This window comes from Photobacterium sp. TLY01 (genome assembly GCF_021432065.1).
Classification (GTDB): domain Bacteria; phylum Pseudomonadota; class Gammaproteobacteria; order Enterobacterales; family Vibrionaceae; genus Photobacterium; species Photobacterium halotolerans_A.
The window spans coordinates 1,096,021-1,119,390 of sequence record NZ_CP090364.1 but is presented as its reverse complement, the minus strand read 5'-3'; the positions used below and the strand labels follow the sequence as shown (position 1 = coordinate 1,119,390).

Below are 23,370 nucleotides of genomic sequence, written 5' to 3'. Positions count from 1 at the left end.
TTTAGGTATATGCTTTAAATCAATACCAAAAACAACCTGTTACCCGCATGGTGGCTTATGAAAGCATGGACTCTGACTGAACCCAACGGACTGGACAGCCTGCAGCTGACACGGACCACCCGCCCCAAACCCGGTGCAGATGAAATCTGCATCAAAGTTGCCGCCATGGGCCTCAACCCAATTGACTACAAGCTGGCAGACTGGGGATACGCCACCTGGCACTATCCGCAAATCATCGGGATGGATATTGCAGGAACCGTGGAATCGGTCGGCGTGAACGTGCGCCAGTTTAAACCAGGTGACAGGGTGTTTACCTTTCTCGACCCGCGTCATTGCGGTGGTTTTGCTGAGTATGCCTGCTGTAAAACAGGCGCTGTCAGTCGTCTTCCTGCCGCTGTCAGTGTGGAACAGGCGGCGGCTTTACCCTCTGCTGGCTACAGTGCCTGGCTGGCTGTGCACGATAAGCTCAGGCTCAAGCCCGGTCAGCGGGTTGCCATCACAGGTGCCGGCGGTGGCGTGGGTGGTTTTGCCGCCCAGTTAGCCAAACTGGCGGGCGCAACTGTGTATGCCATTGCCGCTGAAAAGCATCACGCCCGATTACTCAGCTATGGCGTCGATGCCGTGATTGATTCAGACAATGATAATGTCGCGATGAAAATCATTGAACTCACCGAAGATAAGCTGCTGCATGCTGTGATTGACTGCGTTTCTGCCCGCTCAGGCAGTATCATGAGTGCGCTGATCCGCTTCAACGGCCAGATAGTCATGGTGGCCGATCAATTCAATCAGGTCCCCTTACTGGCAACGACAAAAGCACTCAGCATGCATGAAGTGGCGCTGCATGGTACCTATGCGCACGGTGCGCCCGAGGATATCCATCATCTGTCTGATATGGGAAACAGCATGAGCAACCTGATCGCCGAAGGAAAACTGGACCCGATGATAGATAAGCTGTTTTCTTTTGAGCAACTGAAGGAAGGGCTGCTGCTGCTGCACCGGCAGCAGCACAGTGGAAAACTGGTGGTGGTGCTGGATTAAGCACCACGGGAAGCGCCGGTATCAAGGCTTCATTTTTTTGATCTTATTATTCACCTGATACCTGTCTTCTATCAGTTCATTCACGAACGGTGAGAGCGTTTCCGGATTGGCGCAGATCCAGACATGCTCTTTGGCCCTTGTCATCGCGACATAAAACAGACGGCGCTCTTCAGCATCGGCAATGCCTTCGCGACCGCCTGACTGCAGACAAGCCAGCAGTCCCTTATCGCGATCCTGAGCCGGGAACACGCCGCGGTTCACATTGAGCACAAACACAAAATCGGCTTCGCGACCTTTGCTGGCATGGCAGGTCATGAACTGCAGATTCAGCTGAGGCCACTGATTCTGCCAGTCGGCCAGCTTTTCCGGTCGTTGATCGTGATTGCGCCCCAGCAACAGCACACTGGCTTCTTTTTTCACTTTAGAGGCAAGCTGTACCAGCTCCTGTTCCAGCAGATCCTGCGCCAGCAAGGTCACCGCTTTTCGCTTCTGTTTTTTCACACTGACCAGCGATTTTTTCAGTTGCTGCGGATTTTGCTGAATGAACATATTGGCCACTTCACCAATCATGTTGTTAAAGCGGTAAGTGGTGTCGAGTTCCATCACATGGCTAGCACCAAAACGCTGCTCAAAGCCTGTGGTCAGGTTCACATCCGCACCGGCAAAACGGTATATCGCCTGCCAGTCATCACCAACGGCATACAGGCTGGGGGCTAAGTGATCCCGGCCCGGTACCTGGCAGATGGCATCGATCAGCGCCAGCCGGTGTGGCGAAATATCCTGATATTCATCGACCATGACAAAACGCCACTGCGGAACAAATTTGCCTTGTCTGACATAGTCAGTGGCCGTCTGGATCATGGTGTTAAAATCAATCTGGCGATTGGCTTTCAGGTGCTGGCTGTATACCTTGTAACACGGCCACAGCAGAGCCAGCTCGCTTTTCATCTGAGCTTTATCACCCGTGCCCATCGCGCTATCGATCAAAGCGGATAATTCAGCTTTGTTACCGCCCTGCTGGCCCATCAGTTCAATATGACGCCACACCCAGTTCAGCAAGGGTTCGCTGCGAGCTTGTTCTTCGATGGAATTGTCGCCACGAAAACCCGGTATCCGCCACTGGGTCAGGTGTTTCTGCCAGCGCTTGGCCGCCGTGTCGTTTTGCCACTGATCTTTGAGCAGGGCGGATAACCACTCATTGCGGGCCTGCTCATCCTGGACTAACGGCGACACGCCCGGTAATTCACCTTCAACGGCCTGAATGATCTGGCAGCCCAGGCTGTGGAAGGTCGCCACTCTGATCTCCCGGCCGACTTTGTCTTTCAGCCGCTCGCTCATTTCTTCCGCCGCTTTGCGGCCAAAGGCTAACATCAGAATATCGTCCGGCTGGGCTTGCTGGCTCGCCAGCAGGTAACCGGCCCGGGCCACCAGCACACTGGTTTTGCCTGAACCGGCCCCGGCCAGTATCAGATTATGGTCCTGATTCAGCAGTACAGCCTGTCGCTGAGAATCATTAAGCGGTGACGATTCAATCCGGTCGAACCAGGATGACCACTTCTCGGTTTCTTCCTGCATCCAGGTCGCATTGGTTTCACTGACCCAGTCGGCATTATCTTCAAGCCAGGGAGAGATCTGCTCAAACGCCATGGGCCGGAAAGAAGCGGCCAGCTCGTCCGTCAGGCCGGTTTCTGATAAAGCATGATGGAGAGATTGTTGCAGGTTCAGGTAATCGGAACGGCGTTTGTAGCCCGGCTGGGTGATAAAGGCATCAATGCGGGACAGCATCTGTGGCAGGTGCGCATCAAGCTTTTCGACCCGCCCTTTCGCCCACTGGCGGTAAGTGTCCACAAGATGGCGGGCAAAATACTGACACTCGGCCCAGGGCAGTCCATGCACAGTCCAGCTTGCCGTCTGGTCCGCCGAGGTCAGTTCCATCGCCCCCCACAGCACTCCGCGGTGAAGCGTGACTGAACCGTCCCAGTCATCAAATGACAGAACTTCACTGTTTTGCAGGCTTTCAAGAAGTACCTGTTCTTCATCCAGCTCGATACTGCAATAATCGCCCTGCACTAACCATTGTGCGAGCCAATTGGCCGTTAATCGCATTGTGTTACCTGACACCTTGATTTACTCAGCGAGAAGATTATCAAGAACTAGGCACAGACCATAGCGGTAAGCGCTTTATTTACGTAAAATTTGAGACAAAAATACCCGCTGCTTCAATGAACAACCCTGTTTATGATCAGCACCGACCGGATGCCCGATGACAACATTTTCTCTGCAGACCACTTTTCGACGTTACTGGGCAAAAGACCGCCTCCACCTCAGCGCCCGGGTCGCGTTAGCTTTAATCGGCGCTGTTGTACCCTGCTGGTATCTGAATGCCACCACGGCTGTCACGCCTTTAGTCCTGGGTATCATTGCCGCAGCGCTGGCGGAAACCGATGACAACCTGACCGGCAGGCTCAAAGCGCTGGCCATGACCTTGCTGTGTTTCCTGATTGCCTCAATGTCGGTTGAATTACTGTTTGATTACCCGATTCTTTTTGCCATCGGGCTCTTCTCATCCAGCTTTGGTTTTATGATGTTGGGGGCAATGGGCACCCGGTATGCCAGCATCGCTTTTGCCTCTCTGCTGCTGGCTATCTATACCATGCTGGGCGCCGAAAACAGCCAGAATTTATGGTTTCAGCCCGCCTTGCTGCTGAGTGGGGCCATTGGCTACGGCTTGCTGTCGATATTATGGCAGATGCTCTGGCCGAACCAGGCGGTTCAGCACAGTCTGGCCAATGTCTTTACAGCCCTGGCCGATTATCTGGATGATAAAAGCCGCTGGTTTCGCCCGGTCGACAACCTTGATCCGCAGCAACTACGTATTCAGGCAGCGGCCAGCAATGCCAGGGTGGTCTCGGCACTCAATCAGGCCAAGCAGACGCTGCTGAACCGGGTGAAGCGGGTACAGCACAACCAGCGGGGCCATCGCTTTCTCAGCCTGTATTTCCATGCGCAGGATATTCATGAGCGGATCAGCTCCTCTCATCAGCGCTATCAGGATCTGGCCGCAGCATTTCGTCGCAGTGACATTTTATTCCGTTTTCAGGATCTGATGCAGCAACAGGCAACGGCATGCCGCAGCATCAGCAGCAGTCTGGCGATGGGCCATTATTACCGGCACAGTCTGGAGAACAGCCTGGCGCTGGACGAATTAAACGAATCTCTCACTTATCTGAAATCACAGAATAATCCTCAGTGGCGCGCTTTCCTGACTCAGCTCGACTATCTGTTCAACAACCTTGCGACCATTGAACGTCAGCTTGTGAACCTGAATAACCCCGACGCGGCACAATCGCAGGAAGATACCGAGCTGGCCGATTCAGAAGCGCATACCTTCGCCGGTTTATGGCAACGGGTAAAAAGTCAGCTGCATACCGACAGCCAGCTGTTTCGTCATGCCGTGCGGATTGCCACCGCCCTGACCGCAGGTTACGGCGTGATTCACTGGCTGGACTTACAGCACGGATACTGGATTCTTCTGACGACACTCTTTGTCTGCCAGCCCAACTTCAGCGCCACACGTCAGAAACTGACGCAGCGGATCATCGGGACGCTCGGTGGCCTGCTGGTCGGTCTGCCGCTGCTGTATCTGTTTCCCGGCCAGGAAGGCCAGCTGGTCTTAATGATACTGGCGGGGGTCGCTTTTTTTGTCCTCCGTAACCACAAATACACGCTGGCCACAGGGTTTATCACCTTACTGGTGCTCTTTTGCTTCAACCAGCTGGGGGCCGGTTTTGCTGTGGTGCTGCCCCGTCTGGGCGATACCTTGTTGGGCTGCCTGCTGGCCGTGCTGGCTGTGGTCTATATTCTGCCGGACTGGCAAGCACGTCGCTTACATAAAATCATGGCGGCAGCGGTGACGACGAACCGCGACTATCTGGCCCAGATCATCGGGCAATACCGAATCGGTAAAAAAGACAGCCTGAGCTACCGCGTCGCCCGCCGTGAAGCCCACAATACCGATGCCCAGCTCAGTACCGCTATCAGTAATATGCTGGCAGAGCCGGGCCGCTACCGGCTGGCTATCGAAGAGTGCTTCCGTTTTCTGACTCTCAATCATGCAATGCTGAATTACATCTCGACCTTAGGTGCGCACCGCACGCAGATCGATGAGCACAAAACGCACAAGTTAATTGCCCAGGCGCACAGCCAGATCCATATTCAGCTCGATACGCTGGCCCAGCAACTGGCCGACAAGCAATGCGCGCCGCCGCCGGAATCGGACAGCAGCCTGGAGCAGGCGCTGGCGACCTGGCGGGAAGGAGATGATCAGTCTGTCCGGCTGATCCTGCAGCAACTGTTTCTGATTCAGCGTATGATGCCGGAGCTGTATTCACTGGCGAACAAACTGGCCGCCAGAACTCAGCAGGCCAGCGAACCTTTAACAGCACAGAAGACCATGTAATTAACACAATCACTGATAAAAAATCAGTCAATCACACCATCTCAGGCATATATTTTCTTCATTTATACCTGAGATGGTATAGAATCCCGCCCTTCTCAATTTTCTGATTCACATTCGCTGACTATGATTGATTTCACGACACTGCCCTTATACCTCACTGCAGTGGTAGCCCTGTTGCTGGTTCCCGGCCCGGATATGCTGCTCATCGCCAGCTCAAGTCTGAGTTATGGCAAACGCGTCGGCCTGTTTGCCAGCCTGGGCAATGCCACTTCCGGACTGGTGCTGACCGTTCTGGCGGCCATGGGTGTCTCTGCCCTCATCGCCATGAACCCGCTGGCACTGGAGGCACTGCGTTTTCTGGGCGGTGCATACCTGCTCAAGATGGGCTGGGACTGTCTGCGCAGCGCACCGGCTGACTCTCCCACCGTCGGCCAGCAAAAGGGATTGGCCCGATCCCTGTACCGCCGTGCCGTCATCAGTAATCTGCTCAACCCGAAGGCCTTGATTTTCTTTGTCTTGTTTCTGCCTCAGTTTGTCTCCAGCCAGATTGAAGCCAGCTCAGGTGAGCAGATGCTGGCGCTGGGTCTGCTGCTGAACATCATGGGGCTCACGTTTAATCTGCTGCTGGTCGTGCTGGCGGGCACCCTCGGGCAGCCCTTATTGAACAATCCAAGCTTCCGGGCGAACCAGAATAAATTCATGGGCTGTATTTTCATCGTGCTGGCCGTCTGGCTGCTGATTGCTCAGTTACCGCAGGTATAACGCACCAACTTCAGACCGTGATCACAGTTGAAAAAAAATGGCCTCCTGATCCCAGTGAGGCCATTTTTTCAGATTGTTATCCAATCAGCTAAAGAGCCAAACCCGGCTTTCAAAAGGCCGCAGCCTGCCGGTCAGGCGGATCTCACCTGCTTCTTCATCGTCATAGTTCGCCAGCAAGGTTTCCCCTCTGCTGACAGGCAGATCCGACAAAGCGCTCAAATCGAACGCGACCCCATCAGCACTGTAGTTATTCAGACAAACCAGGACCTGCCCATCGCGCTGCCGGCGATACACATGCAGCGCCTGATCGTCCGGTAGCAAATCTGTGTAATCGCCGTCTGCGATCACACGGACTGTCTTCCGCAATGCAATCAGCTGCCGGTAATAGTGGAACACGGAGCTCGGATCGGCCAGCGCCTGCGCCGCATTAATCACCGGATAGTTCTCGGCAACGTCAATCCAGGGTGTCCCCCGGGTAAAGCCAGCATTGGGACCACTGTCCCACTGCATCGGAGTGCGGGCGTTGTCCCGCGAGCGCTCGGCCAGAATCGCCAGCGCATCCCGTTCGCTGAGCCCCTGCTCCTGAGTCAGAATCCTGTACATATTGATGCTTTCCACATCACGATACTGAGCAATATCTGAAAAGCCGGGATTGGTCATCCCCAGCTCTTCCCCCTGATAGACATAAGGGGTGCCTTGCATCATATGCAGCGACGTGGCGAGCATTTTGGCTGACAGTTCACGGTAGACGCCATCATCACCGAACCGGCTGACGACCCGGGGCTGATCATGATTACACCAGAACAAGGCGCCCCAGCCCTTGTGATGTAATCCCTGCTGCCAATGGCTGAACAGCTGTTTCAGCGCCAGAAAATCCATCGGCGCCAGTTGCCACTTTTCGCCATTCGGATAGTCCACTTTCAGGTGATGGAAGTTAAACACCATCGACAGCTCTTTGCCGTCCTGCGCAGAATATTGCTGGCAGTGTGCCAGCGTGGTCGATGACATTTCCCCGACAGTAACCGAGCCGTATTGCTGAAACACATCGGCACTGATTTCCTGAAGATACTCGTGCACTCTCGGCCCGTCGGTATAAAAACGCCGGCCGTCACCTGAAGGATCATTCGGAAAATCCTGCTGTTTTGAGATCAGATTGATGACATCCAGGCGGAAGCCGTCCACCCCTTTGTCGGCCCAAAAGCGGATCACCTGTTTCACCTCCTCCCGCACTTGCGGGTTTTCCCAGTTCAGATCAGCCTGCTCTTTGGCAAACAGATGCAGGTAATACTGCTGGGTCGGTTCATGCCACTGCCAGGCATTGCCGCCAAATTTTGACTGCCAGTTATTCGGCTCGCCGCCATCCACGGCATCGTGCCAGATGTAGTAATCGCGATACGGGCTGTGCTTATCCGCCAGTGCCTGCTGAAACCAGGCGTGCTCAGTCGAGGTATGATTCACCACGATGTCCATAATGATGCGAATGCCCCGCTGGTGGGCGGCATCCAGCAAGCGCTCAAAGTCGGCCATGGTGCCGAAATCCGGATTGATACTGTAGTAATCAGAAATATCGTAACCGTTATCCACCATAGGTGAGGCATAAACCGGTGTCAGCCAGACTGCATCCACGCCCAGCGTCTGCAGATAATCCAGACGTTGCGTAATGCCTTTCAGATCCCCTGTGCCTTTGTTGCCGCTGTCAGCAAAACTCTTGGGGTAGATTTGATAAACCGTCGCCGTTCGCCACCAGGGCTGCGCTGTCTTCGTCATGTTACTTAACCTGTACAGAAAAACGGCAGCCAAATGCTGCCGTTATAGGGATTGCCATTAAGCTGTTTGTGCCTGTTGCTCGAGTTTGCCTTTCGCCGCCGCGCGTTTGTACATCACCAGCGTCAGCACCAGCGGCACCAGAATCGCCACCAGCATCGCCACCAGATAAATCAGCCAGTACTGAGGCTGAATGGACAGAATCCCCGGCAGACCACCTACACCAATGCCATTGGCCATCACACCGGTGGCACCGCAGATCGCTGCGGCCAGCGCTGAGCCTGTCATGGCACACAACATCGGGAATTTATATTTGAGGTTAATCCCGTACATGGCCGGCTCAGTGACCCCCAGATAGGCTGAAATCGCGGCGGGTACGGAAATCTCACGCTCATTTTCTTTTTTACTGATAATGATAATGCCCACCACGGCAGATGCCTGAGCAATATTGGACAGCGCAATCAGCGGCCAGATAGGTGTGCCGCCCATGTCCTGCATCAGCTGCAAATCCACGGCGTTGGTGGTGTGGTGAATCCCGGTAATCACCAGTGGGGCGTACAGGAAACCAAATAATACGGCGCCGAGAATTGCAAAATCGCCGGTCATGGCCGCTTTCGCGACATAGGCGACACCGTCGCCCAGCATGCGCCCGAACGGACCGATCAGGGCATGTGCCAGCACAACCGCCGTGATTAGCGAAATAAAGGGAACGATCACCAGGTACAAATAATCCGGAATAACACGTCTGAGATTATTTTCAATAAAGGCTAACGCAATACCGGCCAGCATGGCGGGGATCACCTGAGCCTGATAACCGACTTTTTCAATCACAAACCAGCCGAAGTCCCACACTTCAGGCACTTGTTTACCGATCAGGTACGCATTCATCAGCTGCGGCGAGACCAGGGTGACCCCCAGTACGATACCCAGAATCGGTGTGCCGCCGAGTTTCTTCACGGTTGACCAGCACACACCCACAGGCAGGAAGAAGAAAATCGCTTCACCAATCAGCCACAAAAAGGCATGTACCTGCGCCCAGAACGGGCTGATCTGGGTCAGGGTCTGGCCATCGAACATGGCGATATCGCCAATCACATTTCTGAAGCCGAGGATCAGACCGCCGGTGATAATGGCTGGCAGCAGGGGGACAAAGATTTCAGCCAGGTGAGAAATACCGCGCTCCAGCAAGCTCATATTCTGGCGGGCCGCGACCTTTGCCTCGTCTTTACTGACCGCTTTATCACCGAGCATCGCATTCAGTTGCTTATAGACCTGGTCAACTTCAGTACCAATCACCACCTGAAATTGTCCGGCGTTGGTAAAACAACCTTTCACCATGGGAATGGTTTCCAGCTCCGGCACACTCGCCGCTGCCGGGTCTTTCAGGACAAACCGCAACCGGGTCAGGCAGTGGCTGACACTGACGATGTTTGCCTCGCCGCCGATTCTGGCGACCAGCTGCTCTATCTGCTGCTTCTCTATTTTACTCATGCCAATATCCGTCTAAGTCGTAAGGTACACAGGGTGTTGTTATTGTTTCTTCTATTATGGGAATGTTCCCAACCAACAAGCCCAATGATGAACCCGATAGCAAACATTGAAAATGGGAATGTTCCCATTTTGTGTTTCAGCTCACGAAGCGTGTCATTTTATTCAGAATAGACGTTAAACGGGAAAGATGTGCCTGAATACTCAGGCACACAATCAGACGGGCAGGCAGGACCGCTGCACCAGATGCGTAATCTTGGCATCCTGGCGGAGGTGTTGTAACAGCAGATCGGCAGCGCACTGACCCGCGTCAAAATATCCGGGATCGACACTGAAGGTATTGGGAAACATAAACCGCAGCAGATCTGTTGCCCCGACGCCAGACACCAGGACATCGGTCCGGTTTAACTCTTGCAGCCTTTTCGCCACACCCATCGCCAGGGTATCACTGGCACAGACAATGGCCTGAGTCTGAGCAGAAAGCACGGCGTCTGTTAATGTGTAAGCACTGTCATAGCTGAGCTCGCCGGTTCGATAACACGGCTCAATGTGCTGCTGCGCGCAGACATCCAGATAAGCGTCCAGACGCAACTGTCCTGTTGTCCGGTCGGCAGGGTCAACGCCAATATAACTGACATGCTTCATGCCCTTGCTGGTGAGCTGATCCATTGCCAGGGTTATCATCCCCTTGTTGTCATAACTGACAGATGAGACAGAATCGGTATCAACGGCAATCACAACCGCACGCTGTGCAAAGCTATCTAAAATCGCGCAGTCGAATCCGGAAAAACCAAAGACAATGACACCGTCGACATTGCGCTTTTCCAACACCGCGATATGCTCGCGGGTCTTATCATTACAAAACTGGCTTTCCATGATCACGGCATCATAATCAGCCGCATAGATAACTTCCAGAATCCCCCGTACCGCTTTATTTTCTGACGGTGAATCCAGCCGCGACACAAGAATCCCAATGACCCTGCTGTTCCCGCCGCGCATTGATTGTGCTGACTTGGACGGTACATAGCCGGATTCACGGATCACCTGGGTCACTTTTTCACGTGTGGCCGGCTTCACCCGCGGGTCCTGTGTCAGTACCCTGGAGACGGTTGATTTACCCACACCAGCCAGTTTAGCAATATCGAGAATGGTCAGTTTTTGTGACGGTTTTTGTGTCATCGCGCCCTCAGTTCAATGCATCCCCGGGAAAAGGGCTTTACGTCCACAACCTGTATCAAGGCAGTATTGTCACAGTCTCAGAGACAAATGCAATGCCTTTATACCGCAACATCCCCTCACACAAAAAATGCAGCAAATTGACAATGCGCCAACAAAAACGGCTGAGATATCCGATACTTTCTTTAAGTGCTTGAAATAAGTTTTTCTTGCACCCATATCAAATAAACATTGGCTCACTTTCTGGTGTCGGCCGTTTCAGGCTCTCGGTTTATTGCCGGTATCAGCCGAAGTACAAAAGGATAATTATGATTACTCATGTTGGCATTATCGATCAGGACCCGGTCAGGCTGATCACTTCCCTTTTAGACCACGGTGTTCCGGCCGGAAAGATGATTTTTATCGGCACAGAAGCGCAACAGGAAACGTATGAGCGGCTGAGCTCGATCCTGATCCCCCGCGATATTGAAACTGAATTTTTCACCATTCCCGATTCCATCAATATTACAACCCTTCGCCAGCGACTGAATGAACTGGCAACCCGTTTAAAAGAGTCAAACAGCGAAGTTTGGTTTAATGCCAGTTGCGGCCTTCGCCACCGCTTGCTGTCTGCCTATGAGGTGTTCAGGAGCTACCAATGGCCGATTTATGTCATTGAGCCCTACAGTGATGAGATGTGCTGGCTGTACCCGGCCGGCCGGGAGCAACAGCAGGTTGAAGACCGTATTCAGCTCACCGATTACCTGACGATCTTTGGCGCCCGGGCTGAACTGCCGGAAACGACAGTCCCGGAAGCGCTCAATCAGCAACTCTGGGATCTGGGTCAACGCTGGGCAAGCTCAGCGCTGGAACTTGGCCCGGGACTGGCAACACTGAACTATCTGGCAACGACCTGCCGCAAGGAACAAAAACTGGATGTGGCACTGAGCGACAAACAGCAAGGTTATAAAGAGCTGGCTTTGCTGATTAATGACTTGCAGGAAACCGGTCTGGCAAGTTACGACAACGGCATTCTGACGTTCAAACACGAAGAAGCCCGCCGTTTTGCCAACGGTGAGTGGCTGGAGAATCTGGTCCACAGCACAGTGCGGGCCATTCAGGGTAAGCTGCCAACCATACAGGACCACTCGCTGGGCGTTCAGGTATATCGCCAGATTGGTGAGCGGGAAGTCCGTAATGAACTGGACGTCGCCACTGTCGTGAATAACAAACTGCATATCATTGAGTGTAAAACCAAAGGGATGCGCGACGATGGCGATGATACCCTCTACAAGCTGGAATCCCTGCGAGATTTATTGGGCGGCCTGCAGGCGCGTGCCATGCTGGTGAGTTTCCGTCCGCTGCGTCACCATGATCTGATACGGGCTGAAGATTTAGGACTGGCTATCATAGGTCCGGACCAGCTGGGTGAGCTGGAGCAACACCTGCATACCTGGTTCAAAGCGGCTGGCGGCCAGGCCAACCGGCTGTTGTAATCATCTTTCAGCAGAGATAAAAAAACCGATGCTCAGGCATCGGTTTTTCTTTGCTGTTTCTGACAATGAATTACTTGTTCAGCATACGACGAGCAGCGTCCACAACCACACGGATTGCACGTGCTTCTGTTTCTTTCAGCGTGGTATGATCCGGCGTTTCTTTCTGAGTCCGGTTGATAATCACACCCGCCACACAACCGGCACGCAGACCCGAGCTGGCACACATGGTCAGCAAAGTGGCTGATTCCATTTCAAAATTCAGCACACCCATCTCCTGCCATTCCTGCATGGAGCCCTGGAAACGGCGCACCACGCGACCAGAGAATGTGTCGTAACGCTCCTGCCCCGGATAAAAAGTATCACTGGACGCGGTTACACCTGTGTGAACAGCAGTGTCTTCTGCGTCACAGGCTTCTTTCATCGCCGTCGCCACCTCAAAATCAGCCACAGCCGGGAATTCCATCGGCGCAAAGTGCAGGCTGGCACCATCAAGACGCACAGAGCCAGTGGTCACTATCATGTCACCCACATTGATATGCGGCTGAATTGCACCCGTTGTCCCGACACGCAGGAAAGTCCGCACTCCCAGCTGAGCCAGCTCTTCAACAGCAATCGACGTTGACGGGCCACCGATACCGGTTGAACAGACCACAACAGACTTGCCATCCAGCTTTGCGCGATACAGGGTATATTCACGGGCGCTGTTCAAAAACTCAGGCTCATCCATCAGGTTGGCAATTTTCTCAACACGCGCCGGATCGCCGGGAATAATGGCAATTTCAGCGCCCTGAAGATCAGCTTTCGTTACACCCAGGTGGAATACCGCGGTCTCAGACATAATTCAATCCTTCATTGTTTAGCTCACTGTATGTGGCCGATTATCTTATTGGGATCTTATTCAACAACTTGAACTCTTAATACCCGCTAACCATAGCTGATCACCGCCACCATATTAGTGATTTTAATCACATTAAACGGATGTGATAATGCAACAGAAACATTAAAACAGATCATTTGTCACACTAGTATGCAACCTGGATGATAATTCCAATTGCCGGTCTGCGTGAAACAGGTGACTGCTCAGCCTTGTCCTTCATCTTGCTGACGCTTAATTGAAGCAATCAATCTCACTGATTGCTATCTTTACACTCCGCATCAAGAAAAGGCTCAAGCCTGCGCTTAAGCCTTCTGATTGTCGCTCTGCCTCAGCCTGAGTGTCGGACCAGAGTCAAATTACGCATCCGGTTTAAACCGCAGCAACCTCAGCGCATTGACAGTCACCAGCGCAGTGGCGCCGCTGTCTGCCAGAACGGCAACCCAAAGCCCCGTCCAGCCCAGTAAGGTGGTGATCAAAAAGATCAACTTCAGACCCAGAGCCAGACTGATGTTCTGACGGATATTCGCCAGTGTCATCCGTGACAGGGCAATCATGTCCGGTAGTTCGTTCAGACGATTATGGGTCAGTGCCGCATCAGCAGTTTCCAGCGCAACATCCGTACCGCTTCCCATCGCAATCCCAACACTGGCCATTTTCATCGCCGGCGCATCATTAATACCATCGCCCACCATGGCCACTTGATAGTCACGACTCCACTGCGCCACTTCCGTCACTTTATCTTCAGGTAACAAGCCAGCCCGAAAATCAACACCGACTTCAGAAGCAATCGCTTTGGCTGCCCGCCCATTATCACCGGTTAACATCACACTGCGAATGCCCAGCGCTTTGAGCCTGCCGACAGCCACCTGAGCGTCCTCACGCAGATTATCCCGCCAGGCAATCAGCCCAACCGGTACGCTATTGCGCAGCACAACCCCCAGGGTTTTACCTTGATCACTCAGGCTGTCGATGTCAGCCTGATAGGAGGACGTTATCTGACTGGGATTATCGAGACGGTCCGGGGCAAGAAGATGGATGACAGTGCCATCAACTTCCCCCTGTATTCCGCGACCAGGCAGTGCCTTGCGGTTTTCCGCATGTGGGATCGACAGCTCCTGGCCACGCGCCTTGTCGATCACAGCCTGTGCCAGCGGATGTAAGGAGCCGGTTTCGATCGCTGCTGCTTCGCTCAGTAGTCTTTTTTCATCCCCTTGCCAGACAAGCACATCGGTTACCCGCGGTTTACCCTGGGTTAAAGTGCCTGTCTTATCAAACGCGACAACCTGCGTCTGACCTAATTGCTCCAGGGCCGCACCGCCCTTAATCAGGGCGCCGCGACGCGCCGCGGCAGCCAGCCCCGAAGTGATCGCTGCCGGGGTTGAGATCACCAAAGCACAAGGGCAGGCAATCAAGAGTAATGTCAGTCCTTTATACAGCCACTCATCCCAGGACAGACCCAAAAGTACAGTCGGTACAAGGACAATCAGTGCCGCGAGCACAATCATCGCGGGTGTATACCAGCGGCTGAAGCGATCAATAAAGCGTTCTATCGGTGCTTTACTGGCTTCTGCGTTTTCAATCAGGTGCAGGATGCGGTCGATGGCATTTTGCCCCTGTTCAGATTCAACTGTCACCCGCACCAGATGATCGACCGACAGTGAACCGGCAAGAATGCGCTCGCCTGCAAAACGCTCTACAGGCACGGATTCTCCGGTTAATGCACTTTCATCAAAGCTGGCAGCTTTATCCAGCAATATGGCATCCGCCGGCAGCCGGCCGCCCGGCGCCAGTTCAATCACATCGCCGGGGCGGAGTTGATCCGCGGCAACTTCACGTAACTGGCCATCGGGATCAACCCGCATCGCCGTCTCCGGCACCAATGCCATGAGGGCTTTTACCCCGCTGCGGGCACGGGCAGACGCATAGCCTTCAAGCTGTTCACCAATCAGAAACAGCAGTAATACCATGGCTGCCTCAGCTGTTTCTCCCAGATAAAGCGCACCAACAGCAGCCACACTCATCAGGGTTTCAATAGAAAATGGCGAACCATTTCTGGCAAGTTGCGTGGCTTTACGCACGATCGGAATTAATCCCACCACAGTCGTGGCTGAGAAGGCAATCAGCCCCAAGGTGTCAGACTGAGTTGAGATGACATAAGACACAAATACCATGGCAGCCGTTAGCGCGAGCATGCCATAGGTCTGCATGAATCCCGGTGCCGGCTCATCCTTGCTCCGTTGTGACCGGCGCAATGGGAAGCCCGTTGCTTTGGCTGTGGCCTCCACCTGAGGCATCAGGTGTGATGTGATGCCGGCGACCACCAGCTTTTCTGTCGCAAAGATCACCGAAGCCTGCTCGACACCATCAATGGCAAGAATGGCTTTTTCCAGCTTGGCGGCACAACTCGGACAATCCATGCCCTGCACCTGCCAGCTAAAACGAGAAACAGATTCAGATTCAGTACGTTGCTGAGAGGCCGCGTTTTTTGCCTGCGTGGATTCCCGGTCGGTATCGCGGGGGATATCTGCTGTCTCGGGAGAAGTGGCGGCAGAGCCTGACGGCGTGGTATGAGGGGTAATTTTACGGATATCGGCCAAAGCTGCCGCCTGCACGCTATCGGGTTGTGCTGACAAGATAGCGCGTGGCCGGGCGGGGTCGCTTTCTTCACTGCCTCCGGAATCGCACGCTCCCTCACAGCAACTTGCAGCGACAGACGCGGACAGACAGCCTGTCGCAGTGGTTGTCACTGAACCCTGCTCAACACGAACACTCGTGCCGGTACTGATTGGCTTAACTGCGTGGATGTGCGGTTTTTTATTATGGCATTGATGACACATACTGTTATTCCTTATTCAATCACAGTGGCTTCTGTATCAATATAAACCTTGGAGTTAGCTCCAAGGTCAAGGGTTAATTACAGTGCCCAATCGCTGAGTGAAAGGATAGAGACAGCCTCAACAAAAAAAGGCGCTGTCAGCGCCTTTGAAAATCTCGTTAAACCGGGTGTTTGAAGCAATCCCCGATTTGATCACTGATAGCAGAAAGCACATTGCGGCGGGTAATAATGCCAACCAGTCTGCCGCCTTCCACCACAGGGTACAATTTAGGCTTTTGCCCGGACATGGTTTCCGCAAGGGCAATAATGCTGGTCTCCGGATTCACGGTCAGTACCTCTGTACGCATAACATCACCGACGGTGTGCGTGTCCTGACAGTGATAACCCACTTTCAGTAACTTCTGAATAAAATCCTGCTCAGATACAAAGCCCACCACTCTGCGGTACTCATCAATCACAGGTCCACCAATTTGCTTGGACGACAACATCTTGTCCAACGCTTTAGACAACGACATCCCTGCTTCGAAGGTTACCGGTCGGGTGTTCATATAATCTCTGACTTTAATCGACTCCATGTATCCCCCTGAATTTTTCTTCTGTAGCCGCAGGCAGGTTCAGAATGTCAATCTGAGTGCTTATCCCTGCGCCGATACCTTAAGTGTCGTCGATTTCAGCAAAATGTCTAAATTGATACCTTCTATTTTATTCATTGTCGTTATCGATGATGCGGACCTAAGAAAGGAGTAACATCATCAACATAGCCAGAGGTAATTGATCGCCATTGCCCAAAATCACCTTATCGCCCACCAGTTTCAGCGAAAGAAATGCTCTGTCTTCTTTCATCGTCAACACGCCGCTCTGAACCAGCCGGTCGGTCTGAGGTTCCAGCCCTTCGGTCAATGACAGTAACTCAGAGGGAAACTCAAAATACATTTCACCATCAAGCTTGGTGGTCACTTGTGCCAGATTCTGGGATGCGCGCGCCAGGCCAGGCTGCACAGTAAGGCGGACATTTCCTTTGATTGGTCCTTCCGGAGCGACGACACTGATGTCTTTCAGATTGACGGTCAGTCCTTTGGCAACCAGTAAATCCAGCGCCAGTGACATCTCCTGAACCTGAGAAGAAGACAATTCGCCATCCAACTGATCACCCAGGGCACTGAGACGGGTGACAGCCTCATAATCGAGATCAGACAGCAGCAAATCGATATTGAATGTCTGGAATTGCTGCCCATCTAAGCTGGTCAGAGAAGCAATACTGAGCTGATTGCTGTTATTCAGACGGGTGCTGACTGCCGGGCTCTCTTCTGTCCCTGTTTTGCTTTCAATCAAAGTGTTGAGAGAAGCAACCTTGATGTGATCCAGGCTGACGGACTCTTGTGTCTCATGATTAGCAAACGCCAGTGTTCCAATCTGCAGTTGTTGATTGCCAATCCAGAAGCGACCATCCCAGCGACCTTCCCCGCCACCGGTCACACCGGATACCTGCATGCTTTCATCTGCCACAGTCTGTAATAATGCGTCTTTTAGCATATAGCTGAAACTGCCATGACCATCAGCCGACACCTCGCCGGAAAACGTCAGCGGCTCAGATTTAAACGCAGTCCCATTTTCATCGTCATAGACAAAAGGATTCAGGGTGAGATCCAGATCTGTTTTTCTTGTCAGCGCAGTGCGAGTGGTTAACTGTAATGGTACTGCATCACTGCCCCACCAAGCCGCAACCTGAGATGCCACCTGATCATCAATCACCAGCGTACTGTTGGAAGTGACCCCGAACACACCATGATGAATATCATGCGCAATATGCCATTCTGTTGGCCAGCCCTGCTCTTCAAAAACCTCTTTCCAGCTGGATTTCAGGGCAATTTTCGAAACCGCAAGCGAGGTCAGGTAACCACGCTCATAACTTTCTGTTGTGACAGAAACATAAGGGCTGTTGTACTCCCCCACCGTATCCTGATAAATACGTTCACCAATCTGGCCCACGGCCAGAGGCCAGCACAACACGACTGCCACCGCGCCTGCAACTGCACCAATTTTACCTAACATGTTTGTTTCCAATAGTTATTCCGGGATGAGTGCAATGAGTGTATTACAAACACCATCTTTGCTCTATGGATCAATGACTTTTATCACTGAACACAGGTAATGAATCTGCTTGTCAGTCGCTGCGCACTGTGGGAAAGTGATCACAATTCCAGATTAAAGGAGTGCAATGATGAAAGTTGCCGTGTTCAGCGCCAAAAAATACGATCAGATTTCTTTCAATAAGAGCAATCAGCTTTTTGGGCACGAACTGAGTTTCTTTGATATTCAGCTTAATCTGCAAACCGCCAAACTGGCCCACGGCTATGATGCTGTCTGCGCATTTGTGAACGACGATCTGAGCAAACCCGTGCTCGAAGCGTTATCTATTCTGGGCGTGCGTATCATTGCCATGCGCTGTGCCGGATTTGATAAAGTAGATATCAATGCAGCGAACATGTACGGTCTGCAGGTTGTTCGGGTGCCGGCCTACTCCCCACAAGCCATCGCGGAACATACTGTCGGGTTAATGCTGAGCCTTAACCGTAAAATTCACCGTGCGTACCAGCGGACAAGAGATGCCAACTTTTCCCTGGATGGCTTGACGGGTTTTAACTTTTACGGCAAAACCGTCGGGGTGATCGGTACTGGCCGAATCGGTATCGCCACCATGCACATTTTAAAAGGTCTGGGGATGACCATTCTGGCCCATGATCCTTATGAAAACCCGGAAGCGATAAAACTGGGCGCGACTTATACCTCACTGGACGAGATTTACCGTCAGGCAGACGTCATCACCCTGCACTGTCCGATGAGCAAGGAAAATTACCATATGCTGGATGCAAAGGCTTTCAGTAAAATGCGCGATGGCGTCATGATCATCAATACCAGCCGTGGTGAACTGCTGAACTCAAAAGATGCAATCGATGCTCTGAAGAGCCAGAAAATCGGCTCACTCGGTGTGGATGTCTACGAAAATGAAAAAGATTTATTCTTTGAGGATAAGTCCAACGACATTATTCAGGATGACGTTTTTCGCCGTTTGTCTTCCTGCCACAATGTGCTGTTCACCGGTCATCAGGCCTTCTTAACAGAAGAAGCACTGGCCAACATCGCCGACACCACGCTGTCGAATCTCAATCATTTTGCACAAGGGACAAAATCTGGCAACGAATTAATACAATAAAAATGTTCTGGCCCTGATTGTGATAAGCTAGCTCATTAAAATTTGTCAATGATCACAAATATGTGATTTTTGCTGCATTTTTACGCGATTGTCCCCGTAATCCGGCACTTAATCTAAGGCCAACCTGTTATTGCAGGGACGAGTTGATTAAAATGCTCCAATTCATTTTTTGCTCTTTGGATGAAGATTCATGCGTAAATCGTTTATCGCTGGTGCCCTGCTCCTATCATTGGCTTCAGCAGCTCAAGCTAATTCAGCTAATACTATGAGCAACTTCAGCTACGACTATACAGAAGTGCGAATTGGCCTGAGCCCACTGACCTATGGTGCAGGTTTCAGCAAATCTATCCACCCGAATGCCCATTTAACCGGTAGCATCGATTCTGAATTCGAAAGCGACTGGGATCTTGCCTTAGGTGTTGGCTTTCATGCACCGATCAACAACTGGGCCGATCTGACGGGTGAACTGAAAGCGCGCAACATCAAGAACAAAGACGAGTTTAACGACAGCACAGGCAAAACAGGTATGGAAATCAACCTAGGTGTTCGTCAATGGTTAGGCCCGCAACTTGAAGTCGGTGCGAAACTGGGTCATATCAACGTCCATAAGATTGAAGAAACCTTTGGTTCTGTTTACGGCCGGTTCCACGCTACTGAGTTGTTCTCAATTGGTGCCGAAGGCCGCTTTAACGATGTTTACGGTGATCAATTGTTAATGACCACTCGCTTCAAGTACTAAGCCAGTGCGCACAAGACATTGAGAAAAAGCCCAGTGATCACACTGGGCTTTTTTAATTGGCCAGCCAAGCACGAAGACGGGACACTGAAAGCAAAAAAGCCCGTCAATAACGGGCTTTTGATAAGGTCATATGCTGAACCGGTCATTACCAGCCAGTGACTTCTCTCAGTGCTTTACCGATATCGGCCAGGCTTTTCACAGTTTTCACGCCTGCAGATTCCAGAGCAGCGAACTTGTCTTCCGCGGTTCCTTTACCACCAGAGATAATCGCACCGGCATGGCCCATACGCTTACCCGGAGGCGCAGTGACACCAGCAATGTAAGAAACAACAGGCTTAGTCACGTTCTCTTTGATGAACGCAGCCGCTTCTTCTTCCGCTGTACCACCGATTTCACCAATCATGACGATTGCTTCTGTTTCAGGGTCTTCCTGGAACAGCTTCAGGATATCAATGAAGTTTGAACCTGGAATCGGGTCACCACCGATACCGACGCAAGTCGACTGACCAAAACCTTCATCCGTGGTTTGTTTCACGGCTTCATAAGTCAGCGTACCTGAACGTGAAACGATACCCACTTTACCTTTCTTGTGAATATGACCAGGCATGATGCCAATCTTACACTCATCCGGCGTGATGACACCTGGGCAGTTTGGACCGATCATGCGAACGCCGGTTTCTTCCAGCTTCACCTTCACGTCGATCATATCCGTCGTTGGGATACCTTCTGTGATGGTTACGATCAGCTGAATACCTGCATCAATCGCTTCCAGAATGGCATCTTTACAGAAAGGCGCCGGAACATAGATCACAGAAGCGGTTGCGCCTGTTGCTTCAACCGCTTCACGCACTGTGTTAAACACAGGCAAACCCAGATGAGTCGTACCGCCTTTGCCTGGTGATACACCACCAACCATTTGTGTACCGTATGCGATTGCCTGCTCAGAGTGGAAAGTTCCCTGACCGCCAGTAAAGCCCTGGCAGATCACTTTAGTGTCTTTATTAATTAGTACAGACATTCTTATTTGCCCTCCGCAGCAGCAACAACTTTCTGAGCTGCGTCGGTCAGCGACTCAGCAGCAATGATATCCAGACCTGACTTAGCCAGTACTTCGCGACCCAGGTCAGCGTTCGTACCTTCCAGACGAACCACAACAGGGACAGTGACGCCGACTTCTTTAACCGCGCCAATGATACCTTCTGCGATCATGTCGCAACGCACGATACCACCGAAGATGTTCACCAGTACGGCTTTCACATTGTCGTCAGACAGGATGATCTTGAATGCTTCAGCAACACGCTCTTTGGTTGCGCCGCCACCAACATCCAGGAAGTTTGCCGGCTTACCACCGTGCAGGTTGACGATGTCCATGGTACCCATGGCCAGACCCGCACCGTTGACCATACAGCCCACGTTACCGTCGAGAGCAACATAGTTCAGCTCCCATTGCGCTGCATGTGCTTCACGGGCATCTTCCTGAGAAGCATCGTGCATATCACGCAGTTTTGGCTGGCGGTACATGGCGTTTGAATCGATGTTGATTTTACCGTCCAGGCACAGCAGGTTGCCTTCACCGGTGATCACAAGCGGGTTAATTTCCAGCAGAGCCAGGTCATACTGAGCGAACATCTGACCCAGGCCCATGAAGATTTTCACGAACTGCTTAATCTGGTCGCCTTTCAGGCCCAGTTTAAAGGCCAGTTCACGGCCCTGATAAGCCTGTGGGCCAACCAGTGGATCGATCGCTGCTTTGTGGATCAGCTCAGGGGTTTCTTCAGCAACTTTCTCGATTTCCACACCACCTTCAGTCGATGCCATGAAAACGATACGGCGTGTACCACGGTCGACAACAGCACCCAGGTACAGTTCGTTTGCAATGTTAGAGGCTTCTTCAACCAGGATTTTGGTTACCGGCTGACCGTTTGCATCTGTCTGATAAGTCACCAGGTTTTTACCCAGCCACTTTTGAGCAAACTCTTTCAGGCCTTCTTTGGTATCGTGCAGTTCTACGCCGCCCGCTTTACCGCGGCCACCAGCGTGAACCTGGCATTTGATGACCCACTTATTACCGCCGATTTTACTTGCCGCTTCAGCAGCCTCTTGTGGGGTATCACAAGCATAGCCTTCAGGAACTGGCAGGCCATACTCAGCAAAAAGTTGTTTTGCCTGATATTCGTGCAGATTCATTATGTTCTATCCGTTATCTAATCCCTGTGGGACGTGTTATATCCATTGAAATACTCTTGGGTATTCCTTCGTCAATCAATCCGGCTCAACAACCGCCACCTCAGAACAGTGGCGGATCGTTAAGCGCAGTGTTACACGTCCAGAAGCAGACGTGTTGGGTCTTCAAGTAACTCTTTCACCGTAACCAGGTAGCCGACCGACTCTTTACCGTCAATCAGACGGTGGTCATAGGACAGTGCCAGGTACATCATCGGCAGGATTTCAACCTTACCATCAACAGCCATTGGACGGTCCTGGATCTTATGCATCCCCAGAATCGCACCTTGAGGTGGGTTGATGATTGGCGTCGACATCAGTGAGCCGAATACACCGCCGTTGGTAATGGTAAAGTTACCGCCAGTCAGTTCATCCACTGTCAGCTTACCGTCACGGCCTTTGATTGCCAGCTCACGGATACCTTTTTCGATTTCGGCCAGGCTCAGCTTGTCACAGTCACGCAGCACAGGGGTGACCAGACCACGAGGCGTAGACACGGCAATGCTGACATCGAAGAAGTTGTGATAAACGATATCATCACCGTCAATAGACGCATTCACTTCAGGGAAACGCTTCAGCGCTTCCACCACAGCTTTCACATAGAAAGACATGAAGCCCAGACGAATACCATGACGCTCTTCGAAGATGCTTTGATACTGCTTACGCAGATCCATGATAGGTTTCATGTTGACTTCGTTGAACGTTGTCAGCATCGCTGTACTGTTCTTGGCTTCCAGCAGACGCTCTGCAATCCGCTTACGCAGACGTGTCATCGGGACACGTTTTTCACTGCGGTGTGCCAGTGGCGCTTCCACTTTTGCTTCAACTGCAGGTGCAGCTGAGGCAGACTGACCATTTTTCACGAACGCTTCGACATCTTCGCGAGTGATACGACCGCCAACACCGCTGCCTTTCAGCGCTGATGCGTCGATACCGTGCTCGCTGATCAGACGGCGTACCGCCGGGCTCAGTGCATCATTGGTCTCTTCAGCCAAAGAGGCAGTCGTACGCTTGTTCGGTGACGCTTCCGCACTGGCTGTCGTATCTTTGGTCGGTTCACCGGCTACTGCGCCGGCTTTAATTTTACCCAGCAGCTGCTTGGTCAGTACTGTGGTCCCTTCTTCCTCAAAAATAGCTTCAAGAATGCCATCTTCAGGTGCAGGGACTTCCAGCACAACTTTATCCGTTTCGATATCGACCAGAACTTCATCACGGCTTACTGCATCACCTGGTTTCTTGTGCCAAGTGGCTACGGTTGCGTCTGCTACTGATTCAGGTAAATCGGGAACCAGAATTTCGATTGTCATCTCAGTTTGTCC

At 52.2% G+C, this 23,370-nt stretch carries 17 protein-coding genes; 6 read left to right on the top strand and 11 right to left on the bottom strand.

All coding sequences use genetic code 11. The features are described 5' to 3' along the window. Positions 1-57: 57 nt before the first annotated feature. Positions 58-1,038: a zinc-binding dehydrogenase gene (locus tag LN341_RS05615; protein ID WP_046219375.1), complete on the top strand. Its 981-nt coding sequence runs from the start codon at positions 58-60 to the stop codon at positions 1,036-1,038. A gap of 21 nt (positions 1,039-1,059) precedes the next feature. Here LN341_RS05615 and helD read toward each other — a convergent pair whose 3' ends face one another. After that, positions 1,060-3,144 (bottom strand): DNA helicase IV, encoded by a 2,085-nt coding sequence (gene helD / locus LN341_RS05610; RefSeq protein ID WP_234204316.1) that lies wholly within the window; start codon positions 3,142-3,144, stop codon positions 1,060-1,062. 157 nt (positions 3,145-3,301) lie between these two features. Here helD and yccS point away from each other — a divergent pair, with 157 nt between their 5' ends. Both yccS and LN341_RS05600 read left to right on the top strand, forming a co-directional pair. Further along, positions 3,302-5,497, top strand: coding sequence for a YccS family putative transporter (gene yccS, locus LN341_RS05605; RefSeq protein WP_234204315.1), 2,196 nt, complete (start codon positions 3,302-3,304; stop codon positions 5,495-5,497). 123 nt (positions 5,498-5,620) lie between these two features. Further along, positions 5,621-6,259 (top strand): LysE family translocator, encoded by a 639-nt coding sequence (locus LN341_RS05600; protein ID WP_234204314.1) that lies wholly within the window; start codon positions 5,621-5,623, stop codon positions 6,257-6,259. Positions 6,260-6,343: 84 nt separating this feature from the next. Here the strand turns inward: LN341_RS05600 and treC are convergent, their stop codons facing one another. From treC to treR, 3 genes are all read right to left on the bottom strand, one after another. Then, entirely contained in the window at positions 6,344-8,026 is a 1,683-nt protein-coding gene (treC, locus tag LN341_RS05595; RefSeq protein WP_234204313.1) for an alpha,alpha-phosphotrehalase, read from the bottom strand. A gap of 57 nt (positions 8,027-8,083) precedes the next feature. After that, positions 8,084-9,514 carry a PTS trehalose transporter subunit IIBC gene (gene treB, locus LN341_RS05590; RefSeq protein ID WP_234204312.1) on the bottom strand — a complete coding sequence of 477 codons (1,431 nt, stop codon included), beginning with the start codon at positions 9,512-9,514 and terminating at the stop codon, positions 8,084-8,086. A gap of 213 nt (positions 9,515-9,727) precedes the next feature. Next, entirely contained in the window at positions 9,728-10,690 is a 963-nt protein-coding gene (treR, locus tag LN341_RS05585) for a trehalose operon repressor TreR (protein ID WP_046219381.1), read from the bottom strand. Between the two features lie 305 nt (positions 10,691-10,995). On the opposite strand from treR, the gene LN341_RS05580 reads away from it, so the two are divergent. After that, on the top strand, positions 10,996-12,162 hold the full coding sequence (locus LN341_RS05580; RefSeq protein ID WP_046219382.1) for a Card1-like endonuclease domain-containing protein: 1,167 nt from the start codon (positions 10,996-10,998) through the stop codon (positions 12,160-12,162). A 70-nt stretch (positions 12,163-12,232) separates the two neighbouring features. Here the strand turns inward: LN341_RS05580 and udp are convergent, their stop codons facing one another. The 4 genes from udp to LN341_RS05560 form a co-directional block, all read right to left on the bottom strand. Then, positions 12,233-13,000 (bottom strand): uridine phosphorylase, encoded by a 768-nt coding sequence (gene udp, locus LN341_RS05575; RefSeq protein WP_046219383.1) that lies wholly within the window; start codon positions 12,998-13,000, stop codon positions 12,233-12,235. 395 nt (positions 13,001-13,395) lie between these two features. Then, positions 13,396-15,876: a zinc/cadmium/mercury/lead-transporting ATPase gene (locus LN341_RS05570; RefSeq protein ID WP_234204311.1), complete on the bottom strand. Its 2,481-nt coding sequence runs from the start codon at positions 15,874-15,876 to the stop codon at positions 13,396-13,398. A 157-nt stretch (positions 15,877-16,033) separates the two neighbouring features. Beyond that, on the bottom strand, positions 16,034-16,450 hold the full coding sequence (locus LN341_RS05565; protein WP_046219385.1) for a CBS domain-containing protein: 417 nt from the start codon (positions 16,448-16,450) through the stop codon (positions 16,034-16,036). 157 nt (positions 16,451-16,607) lie between these two features. Then, the gene (locus tag LN341_RS05560) at positions 16,608-17,927 is read right to left on the bottom strand and encodes a DUF945 family protein (RefSeq protein ID WP_046219386.1); all 1,320 of its coding nucleotides are present in this window, start codon (positions 17,925-17,927) and stop codon (positions 16,608-16,610) included. A 169-nt stretch (positions 17,928-18,096) separates the two neighbouring features. On the opposite strand from LN341_RS05560, the gene LN341_RS05555 reads away from it, so the two are divergent. Further along, positions 18,097-19,089 carry a 2-hydroxyacid dehydrogenase gene (locus LN341_RS05555; protein ID WP_046219387.1) on the top strand — a complete coding sequence of 331 codons (993 nt, stop codon included), beginning with the start codon at positions 18,097-18,099 and terminating at the stop codon, positions 19,087-19,089. 190 nt (positions 19,090-19,279) lie between these two features. Next, positions 19,280-19,828 carry a hypothetical protein gene (locus LN341_RS05550; protein WP_234204310.1) on the top strand — a complete coding sequence of 183 codons (549 nt, stop codon included), beginning with the start codon at positions 19,280-19,282 and terminating at the stop codon, positions 19,826-19,828. Between the two features lie 145 nt (positions 19,829-19,973). Here LN341_RS05550 and sucD read toward each other — a convergent pair whose 3' ends face one another. The 3 genes from sucD to odhB all read right to left on the bottom strand — a co-directional run bounded on the left by sucD (position 19,974) and on the right by odhB (position 23,358). After that, on the bottom strand, positions 19,974-20,846 hold the full coding sequence (sucD, locus tag LN341_RS05545) for a succinate--CoA ligase subunit alpha (RefSeq protein ID WP_046219389.1): 873 nt from the start codon (positions 20,844-20,846) through the stop codon (positions 19,974-19,976). A 2-nt stretch (positions 20,847-20,848) separates the two neighbouring features. Beyond that, complete coding sequence (sucC, locus tag LN341_RS05540) at positions 20,849-22,015, bottom strand: ADP-forming succinate--CoA ligase subunit beta (protein ID WP_046219390.1); 1,167 nt, start codon at positions 22,013-22,015, stop codon at positions 20,849-20,851. Between the two features lie 131 nt (positions 22,016-22,146). Next, positions 22,147-23,358: a 2-oxoglutarate dehydrogenase complex dihydrolipoyllysine-residue succinyltransferase gene (gene odhB / locus LN341_RS05535; protein WP_046219391.1), complete on the bottom strand. Its 1,212-nt coding sequence runs from the start codon at positions 23,356-23,358 to the stop codon at positions 22,147-22,149. Positions 23,359-23,370 lie beyond the last annotated feature (12 nt).

Coding starts and splice junctions, on each gene's coding strand:
- LN341_RS05615 (WP_046219375.1), top strand. CDS start 58: ATGAAAGCATGGACTCTGACTGAACCCAACGGACTGGACAGCCTGCAG.
- helD (WP_234204316.1), bottom strand. CDS start 3,144: ATGCGATTAACGGCCAATTGGCTCGCACAATGGTTAGTGCAGGGCGAT.
- yccS (WP_234204315.1), top strand. CDS start 3,302: ATGACAACATTTTCTCTGCAGACCACTTTTCGACGTTACTGGGCAAAA.
- LN341_RS05600 (WP_234204314.1), top strand. CDS start 5,621: ATGATTGATTTCACGACACTGCCCTTATACCTCACTGCAGTGGTAGCC.
- treC (WP_234204313.1), bottom strand. CDS start 8,026: ATGACGAAGACAGCGCAGCCCTGGTGGCGAACGGCGACGGTTTATCAA.
- treB (WP_234204312.1), bottom strand. CDS start 9,514: ATGAGTAAAATAGAGAAGCAGCAGATAGAGCAGCTGGTCGCCAGAATC.
- treR (WP_046219381.1), bottom strand. CDS start 10,690: ATGACACAAAAACCGTCACAAAAACTGACCATTCTCGATATTGCTAAA.
- LN341_RS05580 (WP_046219382.1), top strand. CDS start 10,996: ATGATTACTCATGTTGGCATTATCGATCAGGACCCGGTCAGGCTGATC.
- udp (WP_046219383.1), bottom strand. CDS start 13,000: ATGTCTGAGACCGCGGTATTCCACCTGGGTGTAACGAAAGCTGATCTT.
- LN341_RS05570 (WP_234204311.1), bottom strand. CDS start 15,876: ATGTGTCATCAATGCCATAATAAAAAACCGCACATCCACGCAGTTAAG.
- LN341_RS05565 (WP_046219385.1), bottom strand. CDS start 16,450: ATGGAGTCGATTAAAGTCAGAGATTATATGAACACCCGACCGGTAACC.
- LN341_RS05560 (WP_046219386.1), bottom strand. CDS start 17,927: ATGTTAGGTAAAATTGGTGCAGTTGCAGGCGCGGTGGCAGTCGTGTTG.
- LN341_RS05555 (WP_046219387.1), top strand. CDS start 18,097: ATGAAAGTTGCCGTGTTCAGCGCCAAAAAATACGATCAGATTTCTTTC.
- LN341_RS05550 (WP_234204310.1), top strand. CDS start 19,280: ATGCGTAAATCGTTTATCGCTGGTGCCCTGCTCCTATCATTGGCTTCA.
- sucD (WP_046219389.1), bottom strand. CDS start 20,846: ATGTCTGTACTAATTAATAAAGACACTAAAGTGATCTGCCAGGGCTTT.
- sucC (WP_046219390.1), bottom strand. CDS start 22,015: ATGAATCTGCACGAATATCAGGCAAAACAACTTTTTGCTGAGTATGGC.
- odhB (WP_046219391.1), bottom strand. CDS start 23,358: ATGACAATCGAAATTCTGGTTCCCGATTTACCTGAATCAGTAGCAGAC.